Origin of the sequence: Sulfurimonas sp., assembly GCF_026196735.1 — a bacterium.
Lineage (GTDB): Bacteria > Campylobacterota > Campylobacteria > Campylobacterales > Sulfurimonadaceae > Sulfurimonas.
Genome location: NZ_JAPHUF010000012.1, coordinates 97,629 through 109,339 on the forward strand (window position 1 = coordinate 97,629; position 11,711 = coordinate 109,339).

General features: G+C 34.9%; 12 protein-coding genes. 10 read left to right on the forward strand and 2 right to left on the reverse strand.

The features are described 5' to 3' along the window. Positions 1-46: 46 nt before the first annotated feature. Positions 47-1,363, reverse strand: a complete 1,317-nt coding sequence (locus tag OQK60_RS06760; RefSeq protein ID WP_297685377.1) for an MFS transporter — start codon at positions 1,361-1,363, stop codon at positions 47-49. A 108-nt stretch (positions 1,364-1,471) separates the two neighbouring features. Between OQK60_RS06760 and rdgB the strand changes: the two genes are divergently transcribed. After that, a complete protein-coding gene (rdgB, locus tag OQK60_RS06765) occupies positions 1,472-2,077 on the forward strand; it encodes an RdgB/HAM1 family non-canonical purine NTP pyrophosphatase (RefSeq protein ID WP_297685379.1) in 606 nt (201 codons plus the stop codon). A gap of 259 nt (positions 2,078-2,336) precedes the next feature. On the opposite strand, the gene OQK60_RS06770 is transcribed toward rdgB, so the two are convergent. Continuing rightward, entirely contained in the window at positions 2,337-3,107 is a 771-nt protein-coding gene (locus tag OQK60_RS06770; protein ID WP_297685381.1) for an undecaprenyl-diphosphate phosphatase, read from the reverse strand. Positions 3,108-3,231: 124 nt separating this feature from the next. Here OQK60_RS06770 and OQK60_RS06775 point away from each other — a divergent pair, with 124 nt between their 5' ends. The 9 genes from OQK60_RS06775 to ccoO all read left to right on the forward strand — a co-directional run bounded on the left by OQK60_RS06775 (position 3,232) and on the right by ccoO (position 11,708). Continuing rightward, positions 3,232-4,359 carry an aminotransferase class V-fold PLP-dependent enzyme gene (locus OQK60_RS06775; protein ID WP_297685383.1) on the forward strand — a complete coding sequence of 376 codons (1,128 nt, stop codon included), beginning with the start codon at positions 3,232-3,234 and terminating at the stop codon, positions 4,357-4,359. Next, positions 4,360-5,208 (forward strand): ATP phosphoribosyltransferase regulatory subunit, encoded by an 849-nt coding sequence (locus tag OQK60_RS06780; protein WP_297685385.1) that lies wholly within the window; start codon positions 4,360-4,362, stop codon positions 5,206-5,208. It begins immediately after the preceding gene. After that, positions 5,205-6,458 carry an adenylosuccinate synthase gene (locus OQK60_RS06785; RefSeq protein WP_297686233.1) on the forward strand — a complete coding sequence of 418 codons (1,254 nt, stop codon included), beginning with the start codon at positions 5,205-5,207 and terminating at the stop codon, positions 6,456-6,458. The genes OQK60_RS06780 and OQK60_RS06785 overlap by 4 nt, the downstream gene beginning before the upstream one ends. A gap of 62 nt (positions 6,459-6,520) precedes the next feature. Further along, a complete protein-coding gene (locus tag OQK60_RS06790; RefSeq protein ID WP_297685388.1) occupies positions 6,521-6,940 on the forward strand; it encodes a flagellar export protein FliJ in 420 nt (139 codons plus the stop codon). Next, the gene (locus OQK60_RS06795; protein ID WP_297685390.1) at positions 6,937-7,449 is read left to right on the forward strand and encodes a PDP protein; all 513 of its coding nucleotides are present in this window, start codon (positions 6,937-6,939) and stop codon (positions 7,447-7,449) included. Before OQK60_RS06790 ends, OQK60_RS06795 begins: the two co-directional genes overlap by 4 nt. Positions 7,450-7,615: 166 nt before the next feature. Beyond that, the gene (locus OQK60_RS06800) at positions 7,616-8,167 is read left to right on the forward strand and encodes a DUF507 family protein (protein WP_297685392.1); all 552 of its coding nucleotides are present in this window, start codon (positions 7,616-7,618) and stop codon (positions 8,165-8,167) included. A gap of 6 nt (positions 8,168-8,173) precedes the next feature. Next, complete coding sequence (carA, locus tag OQK60_RS06805; RefSeq protein ID WP_297685394.1) at positions 8,174-9,301, forward strand: glutamine-hydrolyzing carbamoyl-phosphate synthase small subunit; 1,128 nt, start codon at positions 8,174-8,176, stop codon at positions 9,299-9,301. 204 nt (positions 9,302-9,505) lie between these two features. After that, the gene (ccoN, locus tag OQK60_RS06810) at positions 9,506-10,999 is read left to right on the forward strand and encodes a cytochrome-c oxidase, cbb3-type subunit I (RefSeq protein WP_297685397.1); all 1,494 of its coding nucleotides are present in this window, start codon (positions 9,506-9,508) and stop codon (positions 10,997-10,999) included. 16 nt (positions 11,000-11,015) lie between these two features. Then, positions 11,016-11,708, forward strand: coding sequence for a cytochrome-c oxidase, cbb3-type subunit II (gene ccoO, locus OQK60_RS06815; RefSeq protein WP_297685399.1), 693 nt, complete (start codon positions 11,016-11,018; stop codon positions 11,706-11,708). Positions 11,709-11,711 lie beyond the last annotated feature (3 nt).

Genomic DNA, 11,711 nt, shown 5'->3' on the forward strand with positions numbered 1-11,711 from the left:
CTTTTTTTTAAAGATGAGATTTTTATAATCTCATCTTTTGGTAAACTTATTTAGAGATTTTACTTCTTAAATCTTCTTCTTCAATAGCATCAGTTACATATTTCACAACTACTATATTTTCACTGTCATTTATATACCACTCAGCTATATGCTCATTTTCAAGATTTCTAAGCTTTGCAGTATCCACATCGTCGTGTGAGATGTACAGGTGAGAGTGTTTTGTCGGGTTTTGAAGTCTTAGTGTCCACAAAAGCCAAATAACTGCTACAACTGCTACAGAGATGCCGATAGTTTCTCTATCGCTCATTCCATACATTAAACCTGCTGCTGTACCACCAACAAATGTAGCAAAATATGCAACTGAGTTAGAGATACCTAAAGCTGCACCTTTTTGATGTACTTTGGCAAATTTTGTAATCATAGACTGAACAAGAGGCTCCATCATATTAAATGCGATAAAAAACATAACAACACCAACTATAAAAACTGTACTAGAAGTTGTTAAGCCCATAATTAAAAATGAACCGACAAATAGAACAATTGAGAGTAAAAATATCTGTTTTGGTTTATTGTATTTTTCACCAAAGACTGCTGCAGGACCCATAGCAACTAAACCAAAAACCATAGCAGGTAAGTAAGCCATATATAAGTCACTTTTTTCCCAGGCAAATTCTGTACTTGTAAGTATGATAGGTATAAGCACAAAAGCGATAGTCATTAGACCTTTTTGCATAGCATTTATGATAATCATATTGAGAAGATTTGGGTCTCTTAAAATATCAGCAGTGCTTGTTGTTGCATGATATGTATGTTTGATTTTTGGAGGTGTTGGTACTTTTGTAAACAGAAGTACTATTGCAAGTACAGCTAAAACAGCTGTAAGAATAAATAGAGACTCTACTCCGTATTTTGCACCGATAACCGGTCCAAGACCCATAGCAAGAGCAAAACTCATAGCAATTGAAGCACCCATGATAGCCATAGCTTTGCCGCGTACTTCTTCAGGAACAAGGTCAGATATCATAGCTGTAATAACGGCACCGATTGCTCCAGCACCTTGAAGAAATCTACCAAGCATAAGGGTGTAAATATCAGTTGAGTATGCACATATTACAGAACCGACTAAAAATATAAGAAGACCGACTAAAAGAGTTGGTTTTCTACCTATTTTATCACTCATGGTTCCAAATGGAACTTGAAAGATTGCTTGAGTTAGTGCGTAACCACCAACAACTATACCAACTAAAAGAGGAGTTGAACCTTCGAGCTCAAGCGCGTAAATCGAAATGACCGGTAAAACTAAGAATAGACCTAAAAATCTAAGTGAAAGAATTGCTGATAGGGGAAAGACTTTTTTAAACATTATGTACCTTAAATATTATATAATAGCGGCATTATATTAAAAAGATTGTTTACTCAAACTTTATGAATCAATAATAGCTATGTTTAAAGTAAATTATAAGGAATACATGTGAAATTAGTTTTAGCTACATCAAACAAGGGAAAGGTCAGAGAAATAAAAGCACTTTGTGAAGATTATGAAGTTATTCCTTATAGTGAACTTATCCAAGAATTTGAAATCATAGAAGATGCCGACACTTTTAAAGAGAATGCACTTATAAAAGCTAGAGCCGTTTTTAAGGCTCTTAAAGAGCAGCTGCCGTCTGAATATGAAGATATTATAGTTTTAGCAGACGACAGCGGAATAAGTGTTGATGTTCTTGATGGAGCACCCGGGATATATAGTGCAAGGTATGGCGGTAAAAATGCAAACGATAAAGATAACCTATATAAGCTGATAGAAGATATTAAAGAAAAAGGTGTAGAATCTTCGCCTGCACACTATACTGCGGCAATAGCAATCGTTACCAAAAAAGGTGAATATAGTGTTCATGGCTGGATGCATGGAACAGCATTGACAAAGGCGATAGGTGATGGCGGTTTTGGATATGACCCTATGTTTATTCCGCTAGGATATGATAAAACTCTAGGTGAATTGGATGATGAGGTTAAAAAGAAACTATCTCATCGCTCTAAGGCACTGAGTTTAGCTAAGGTTATTATAGAAAATTTCTAAATTCCATCCCTTGAATTTATATGGAGTTAAAATCGATTTTACATCCGATGTAATCTTTATGATTTTAAACCATTGTTGATTAGTTACACTAATCTTTTCTATATGTTATAAAAACTTACGACTTAAATCATAAAAAGAGAATTCTAGCTTCTCTAAAATTAAATTTAGTTTCGTATTGTATTTACTAATAGTTCGCATGATTACTCCTTTAAACTATATGCTTTAACAAAAAGCAAGAAGTGTTCCAAAATATAATATATTAGTTAAAGAATGTCAGTAAAATGACTCCAAACAGTATGCGATAGATGCCAAAAGCCACAAAAGTAAAGTTTTCCAAAAATTTTAAAAATAGTTTGATTGTTATGTACGCCACAATGAAAGATACTACAAAACCAACCGCCAAAGTAATGAGATTTGCATCACTGAACTCATGATAGTGTTTTAGTAAATCATAAGCAGTAACCGCGCCCATAACGGGAAAAGCCAGTAAAAAACTAAACTCTGCACTTGCTTTTCTGCTCATTCCTACAAGGAGAGCACCGATAATTGTAGAGCCTGCTCGGCTTGTTCCTGGGATAAGTGCAAAAACCTGCGCAAAACCAATCACTAATGATTGTTTCAGAGTTACTTGTTCAATATCAATTGTAGTCTGTTTGTCCTCATGAATGAAAAACTTCTCGACTATTAAGAATATTATTCCGCCTACTATAAACATTGTTGCAACTATAGTAATACTAAAAAGCTCTTTTATCTGCGAAGAAAAAATAAATCCAATTACAGCAAGCGGAAGAAATGCTAAAAATACTTTAATCCACAAGTTGACATGTTTGATTGTAAATTTATCCTTATAGTTAAAGATAACAGCAAAAATAGCGGCAAATTGAATGATGACCGAATAAGCTTTTGTGACAGATGTTTGCTCAATTCCTAAAAATTGACTGGCTACTATAAGATGTCCGGTTGAAGAAATAGGAAGGAACTCTGTAAACCCCTCAATGACACCTAAAATAATCGAATCAAAAATAGTCATTAAAGCCCTTATATATTACATGTTAAAATCTCTGCTGAAATTCTAGCATAAAAATAAAGAGTCAATTTAAGTTATTTCGATATAATACGAGGTTTTAATTAATAACCTCATTAGGAATTTTTACATGTTACTTTTTACACCTGGTCCAACACCTGTACCTCAAAATGTTCGTAATGCGATGAGTGATGAGACTATGCATCACCGTACACCAGAATTTGAAGCTATTTTTGAACAAACTAGAAAACATCTTTTTAAGCTTTTTAATACAGATGAAGTTGTTATGCTTTCATCTAGCGGGACAGGTGCTATGGAGGCGGCTGTTATCAACCTATGCCACAACACACTTTTGAGTGTCAACTCTGGAAAATTCGGAGAGAGGTTTGGAAAAATTGCTATAGCTCATGGTCTGCAAAATGTAGAGATTAAGAATGAGTGGGATACGCCAGTTTCTGTAGAGGCTGTTGTTGAAGCTGTAAAAGCAAACAGTGATATCGACGCAATTGCTGTTCAGATAAGTGAATCTGCCGGCGGTCTTCGTCATCCTGTTGAAGAGCTTGCAAAGGCTGTAAAAGATATAAATCCAAATATTATGATTATTGCTGATGGTATCACTGCTGTTGGTGTAGAGAGAATCGATGTAACAAATATTGATTGTCTAATTGCAGGTAGTCAAAAAGCACTTATGCTTCCTCCTGGATTATCTATCCTTGGACTATCTAACTCTGCGATAGAAAAAATTGGAGCGGGCAAAGGTTACTACCTAAACTTGGCCTCAGAGATTAAATCTCAAAGAAAAAATACAACGGCTTATACTGCGGCTACTACTCTTATCATCGGTTTGTTAGAAGTTTTAGAGACTATAGAAAAGCAGGGCGGTATTGGAGTGCTTTACTGTAATACAGCTAGGCGTGCCAAAGCTACAAAAGCAGCACTTGAAACTATAGGTTTACATATCTATCCATCTGAGCCTGCAAAGAGCATGACAACTGTTGATGACGCTGATGCGTCAAAAATCCGTTCAGCTTTAAAAGATGAATATGGTGTAAATGTAGCTGGCGGGCAAGACCATTTAAAAGGTAAAATTTTTCGTATAAATCAGATGGGATTGATTGAACCGTATGAGTCTATCTGGGTTGTAAATGCAATAGAACTTATACTACACCGTATGGGGCGATTAGAATATGCAGGAATTGCCTCAAAAGTATATAATGAAACTTATTTTTTAACTGCATTAGAAAAAAAAGAGATATAAATGATATTAGAGCATGAAATTCCCAACGGCTCGAAACTTTACTTTGGCGAGAGTGCAAAAGTAAAAAGAGAGATAGAAAAAGTAGCTTCTGATATTTTAGATGCAAATGGTTTCCTTGAGATAGTTACTCCTGTTTTTTCGTATCATCAGCATCTTAGTATTGCAGATGAAAAAAAATTAGTCAAAGTAAATGATGAAAAAAACAACGCTATCTCTTTAAGAGCAGACTCAACGATTGATGTTGTTAGAATCATTGAAAAAAGACTAGGCAGCAATACTGAACATAAAAAATGGTTCTATGTTCAACCAGTTTTAACTTACCCAACAACAGAACAGTACCAAGTCGGTGTTGAGTATATGGATGAGAAAAGACTCTCATCAGTTTTAAATATTGCTATTAATATTTTTGACAAACTAGAAGTTGCTCCATTGATTCAAATCTCAAATATGAAAATACCTCATATTTTGGCTGATATGTTTGATGAGTTAACTCTAGATGATTTTAGACATGTAAACATAGAAAAGTTTTTAAACTTAAAAGTAGAGTGGTTGGAAAAACTTGTCTACCTTCAACATGCAGAGCAGGTTGAAGAACTTTTAGAGATAGTTCCAGATGAAATAAAGGCAGAACTTATCAAGATGAAAGAGTTGTGCGCAGAAATATCATGTAAGAGAAGTGTTTTGGCACCAATGTACTATGCAAAAATGCTCTATTATGATGAATTGTTCTTTAGAGCTATTTTAGGTAATGAAGTTTTTGCCCGTGGCGGAAGATATAAAAATAACGATGTAAGCTCTGTCGGGTTTGCTATATATACAGATACAATAATTGAAGAGAAAGTGAAATAATGAAAGCAGATTTAATAGTAGGAATCCAGTGGGGCGATGAAGGTAAAGGCAAGATAGTTGACAGATTGGCTAAAGAGTACGACATGGTTTGTAGAAGTCAAGGTGGTCATAATGCCGGCCATACTATCTGGGTTGATGGTGTGAAATATGCACTTCACCTTATCCCTTCAGGAGTATTAAATCCTAAAGCCATAAATGTTGTAGGTAATGGCGTTGTTTTATCTCCAGAGTCTATCATAAAAGAGATGGTTCAGTTTGAAGGCTTAGAGGGTCGTCTTTATATATCAGATAAAGCGCACTTAAATCTTCCATACCATGCATTAATCGATCAAGCCAGAGAGAGACTAAAAGGTGATAAAGCTATCGGTACTACCGGTAAAGGAATTGGACCTGCATACTCTGACAAAATCAATCGTACAGGTTTTAGAGTTGGCGAACTTTTAAATCCTTCAAAACTTTGTGCTGCCATTATAGGATACTTTGAGCAAAACAGAGCTATTTTTGATATTTATGAAATACCAACTCCTACTCAAGCTGAGTTGTTAGCTGAATTAGAAGGTTATAAAGCTAAGCTCGCTCCATTTATCACTGATACTACACAGATGGTATGGAAAGCTCTTGATGAAGAGAATAAAAGAGTTCTTTTAGAAGGTGCTCAAGGAACAATGTTAGATATAGATCACGGGACTTATCCATATGTTACTTCATCTGCAACCGTTAGTGCAGGTGCTTGTACAGGTCTTGGAATCAATGCTAAAGATATCGGTAAGGTTACGGGAATTGTAAAAGCTTACTGTACCCGTGTTGGTAATGGACCATTCCCAAGTGAAGACCACGGTGAAGACGGTAAAAGACTTGGTGAGCAGGGTCACGAGTTTGGAACTACAACGGGAAGAGCAAGAAGATGTGGTTGGTTTGACGCAGTTGCTACAAGATATGCAAGCCGTTTAAACGGTTGTGATGAGTTAGCACTTATGAAACTTGATGTTCTTGATGGATTTGATGAGGTAAAAGTTTGTGTTGCTTACGAACTTGATGGAAAAGAGATAGATTATCTTCCGGCAAACCTAGAAGATGTAAAACCAATTTATAAATCTTTTAAAGGCTGGACTAACTCTGTTGGTGTAAGAAAATTTGAGGATTTGCCAGCTTCTGCTCAAGATTATGTTAAAATAATTGAAGAGATTTCAAAAACAAAAGTAGGAATCATATCTACTTCTCCGGAAAGAGAAGACACTATAATACTTTAATTTGAGCGGTTATGGAAGTAGTTCCGTATCTTGCGCTTAGGATTTTATTGAAGGAGTAAGCTTTGAAGACACGCTTTAGCTCATTGGTAAAACTTAAAAAAAGTACTATGCAAAACAGTGAACGAGTTGTTCAAAAAGCTAATGCCGACTTAAACAGTGCTGCTACGGCACTTAAGCTCTCATATAATTCTTTAGAAGATGTAGAAGCTCCAAAAACTGGAGCTATGAGTGAATTTTTGGCATCAAGAACCCTGCTTGATTCTCAAAGAGGAATAATTCAGCACAATAAAGAGTGGGTTAGTTTTGCTAAAGAGCAAGTCAATAAAGCAAAAGAGGAACTAAAACTTAATATGATTGAACATGAAAAATTTAAATATTTAGAGCTTCAAGAGATAAAAAAAGAGATGAAAAAGAAAAAACTTCAAGAAGCAAAAGATTTAGATGAAGTTGCTTTAATGACTTATAATGGAAAATATAAATGATAAAATTATTTTTACTAACTATTTTTACTTTAGTATCATTAAACGCACTTGAGACTAATGATAAACTTTTTGAGTGTACGGAAATTTTTAAAGCCAGAAAAAGTGAACTTCTTATAGAACTTGAGCGCATTGATGAACAAAAGCAGGCTTTAAGCTCTTTAAAAACTGCAACAGAAGAGCTTCTTAAAAAAAGAGAGATTAAGCTTTCTCAAGAAGAGGAAGTTGTTGAGAGAAAACTTGCAGAAATTTCATCAAAAGAAGAGAATGTTAAAAAAATGCTTCAAAAAAATGAAGAGATTTTAGAAGAAATAAAAAATATAAAAATGAATAAAATCGCTCAAACTTTTGCAAAGATGAAAGCGGCATCTGCAGCAAATATTTTAGCAGAGATGAATCCAACGGAAGCTGCTTCAATACTCGAATCATTAAAACCTAAAACAGTGGGTAAAATTTTAACTAAAATGGATTCCCAAAAAGCATCAGCTCTAACTTTACTTCTAGCTAAATAATTTAACAATAGTTTACTCTTCTTATTTGCCAGAAATACCAATTGATAAAGAGTACTTTGAGCAATATCTAATCACTTCTTTAAAAAAATAGTTTAGCTCTAATCGTAAACTAACATTACTTATTGTAGAATACCAGAATTTATTTTAATACAAGTAAGGTCTATCGATGAAAATATCACTAAAAACAATACCTCACATATCCAATAAAATTGCAATTGACTTAAATAAGAGTGGTGTTGTTACGATGACAAAAGGCTTAGAGGCAGTTGCTAATGAAGCCCAAAAGATATTGATTGAAAATGTACATCAAGAGATGGCGCTTGAAGAAAAAGTTAATGAGATTTGTGAAGACAATGAAGAAGAGATAGAGTTTAATCTTGTTGATGAGAGACAACTTTTCTTTATGATTAAAAAGAAATTAGCACCTGAATTCGGTGTAATCTTAAATTATGAAGAGCGATATTCAGATGTTGCACATAAAATCTTAGATGAACTCTACGAAGAAGATTTAATTCACTTTGATGTGACGGAAAATCGCATAAAAAATATTATTTACAGTGCAATTACATCTTTTATAGCAGAAGCATCCGAGCTTGATGATGCCGTAATGAATAAAATAAGAACATATAAAAAGAGATATATTCCTGGAACTGATGAGTTTGATATTTTATATGAAAAACTCTACCATGAAGAGTTAACAAAAAGAGGTATGGAGTAGATGAGTATGAAAAGGGCTTTTTTATATCTGGAAAACGGAACTTTTTTAGAAGCAAATAGCTTTGGGGCAGAAGATACTGTGGTTGGTGAAATAGTTTTTAATACATCAATGAGCGGATATCAAGAGATAATGTCTGATCCATCTTATGCAGGTCAGTTTGTAACTTTTACAGCACCTGAGATTGGAAATGTTGGAGTTAACTCTCAAGATATGGAGAGCAAAGGTGCTCATGCCAAAGGAATGATAGTAAGAAAGTATCAAAAAAGATACTCCAACTTTAGAGCAGAGGCTTCACTAGAGAGCTTTTTAAAAGAGCATAATGTTATGGGTATTTGCGATATTGACACTAGATATTTGACTAAAATGCTAAGAAGTGAAGGTGCCATGATGATGGTTGCTTCTACTGAAATTAGTGACAAAGAAGAGCTTAAAAAGATTTTAGAGAATTCCCCAAGAATTGAAGATATTAACTATATAGAGCAGGTAAGCACGAAAAAAGCTTATAATCATACTCAGTCAACTTATTCTCAAGCAGGTTTTGAATATGAGCAAGCACCTGAGGCGCAAGCAAATATTGTTGCAATAGATTTTGGGGTTAAAACAAATATTTTAAATGAAATAGTAAGTGCCGGAATTGGTGTTGAAGTTAGTCCAAATGATTTTTCTGCAGATGTATTGATAGAGAAATACAATAAAAAAGAAATTGATGGTGTGTTTTTATCAAATGGTCCCGGTGATCCGCTTGTACTTAAAAAAGAACAAGAGCAGATCAAAAAACTAATAGCTGCAAAAGTTCCAATGTTTGGAATCTGCCTTGGGCATCAACTATTATCAATCTCACATGGATACGACACATATAAACTAAAGTTTGGACATCATGGCGGAAATCATCCCGTAAAAAATGAAAAAACAGGTTTAGTAGAAATAACAGCACAAAACCATAACTATAATGTTCCTGACAATATAGTAGAGATTGCAGAAGTTACACATACAAACTTATTTGACAATACAATCGAGGGTTTAAAATACAATGACTCTCCTATTTTCTCTGTACAACATCATCCAGAATCAAGTCCTGGTCCAAAAGAAAGCAGATATATCTTCAATGAGTTTTTATCTTTAATAAAAAGATAAAAACTACCTTCCCTCTTAACAATTTAGTGTTACTAGATTGTTAAATTAAAGTAAAATTTTAATAAAATATTCAAATTTGTCATAAAATAGTCAATTTTTAAGAAATATTGAACATTTATACTGTTAATATATCATTGTTAATTAGTCCATAAGCATTATAAATTTATTTGGACTTATTTGCTTTGAATTTTAGGGAGGCTATATATGGAAAATCGTCCATTAGAGTACGACTATACGGTTGCAAAGATGTTCATGCTAACAACAATTGTTTTAGGAATTGTTGGTATGCTCGTCGGTGTAATTTTAGCATTTCAACTTGCTTATCCAGAACTCAACTTAGTTCTAGGTGAGGGTTTAGCTGAATACACAAACTTCAGTCGTCTTCGTCCACTGCACACAGATGCAGTAATTTTTGGTTTTACGCTAAGTGGTGTTTTTGCTACTTGGTATTATGTTGGTCAGCGTGTTTTAAAAGTGTCAATGGCAGAATCAAAGCTGTTGATGTTTTTAGGTAAGCTGCACTTTTGGTTGTATCTAGTGGTAGTTGCAGCAGTTGTTGTTTCACTTTTAGCTGGAGTAACTACTTCAAAAGAGTACGCTGAGTTTGAATGGCCAATAGATATCGCAGTTGTAGTGGTGTGGGTAATATTTGGTATAAGCATGTTTGGTCTTATCGGTATTCGCCGTGAAAAATCACTATACATTTCAGTTTGGTATTATATTGCTACATTCTTAGGTATAGCTATGCTTTACCTTTTCAATAACATGGAAATTCCTACTATACTAGGTCAAAGTGCTGCCGGTGAGAGTGGAATCGGTGCTTGGTACCATTCTGTTTCTATGTATGCAGGTACAAATGACGCACTAGTACAGTGGTGGTACGGACATAATGCAGTTGCATTTGGTTTTACTGTTCCTATTGTTGCTATGATTTACTACTTTTTACCAAAAGAGTCAGGTCAAGCGATTTATTCATATAAATTGTCTTTACTTTCATTCTGGGGATTAATGTTTGTTTATTTATGGGCTGGTGGTCACCACCTTTTATATTCAACTGTTCCAGACTGGATGCAGACTATGGGCTCAATTTTCTCAGTAATCTTGATTCTTCCATCTTGGGGTTCTGCTATCAATATGCTTCTTACAATGAAGGGTGAGTGGCAACAAGTTGCAGCTTCACCATTGATCAAGTTTATGGTATTAGGTTCAACTTTCTACATGTTCTCAACTTTAGAAGGTCCGATTCAAGCAATTAAATCAGTTAACGCGATTGCACACTTTACAGACTGGATTGTTGGTCATGTGCATGACGGTGTTCTTGGTTGGGTTGGCTTTATGATTATGGCAGCTCTATACCATATGGCTCCTCGTGTGTTTAAAAGAGAGATTTATTCTAAATCTTTAATGGCTGCACAATTTTGGATCCAAACAGTAGGTGTTGTTTTATACTTCACTTCTATGTGGATTGCAGGTATTACTCAAGGTATGATGTGGCGTGCTCACGATGAATTTGGTAACTTAGCTTACTCTTTCATAGATACGGTAACTGTTCTTCATCCTTACTATGCTATTCGTGGTATTGGTGGATTATTATATTTAGTTGGTTTCTTAATGTTTGCATATAACATTTATAAAACTATGTCTGCTCGTAGAGTTGAAGAGTCCGAGCTACAAAATGCTTCGCCTATGGGCGCATAAAGAAAAGGATAATAATATGTTTCATTGGTTAGAAAAACATCCGTTCTTTTTTGCGGTAGGTGTGTTTTTAGTAATTTCGTTTGCTGGTTTAGTAGAGATTCTTCCGAACTTTGCACAGCAGTCTCGTCCTGTAATCGGTACAGCTCCATACTCAACTTTAGAGTTAGCTGGTCGCCATGTTTACATCAAAAATAGTTGTAATGCTTGTCATTCACAGCTTGTTCGTCCGTTTAAATCAGAAACTGACCGTTACGGTCACTACTCTTTAAGTGGTGAGTATGCTTATGATCGTCCATTCTTATGGGGTTCAAAAAGAACTGGTCCAGATTTAATGCGTGTTGGTAACTATAGAACTACTGACTGGCATGAAAATCATATGAAAGATCCAGCTGGTGTTGTTCCGGGTTCAATTATGCCTGCGTATCGCTGGATGTTCACAAATACTGCTGATATTGATACTGCTTTTGCAGAACAATTAACAGTAGCTCAGTTTTTCTCAGTTCCTTATAACCAACCGGTTCCTATGAAAGATGGGTCGACTAAAGTTGTTAAGATGGGTGGTAGTGTTGCAGAAGCAAACGCTTTAGCATTAGCTGAAGCAGAACTAATTGCAGCAGACATGAAAGATCAAGATGTCAAAGATGCAGTAGCAAACGGTCAGATTCCTGAAATAGTTGCACTTATTGCATATATGAATAGTCTTAAGTAGAGG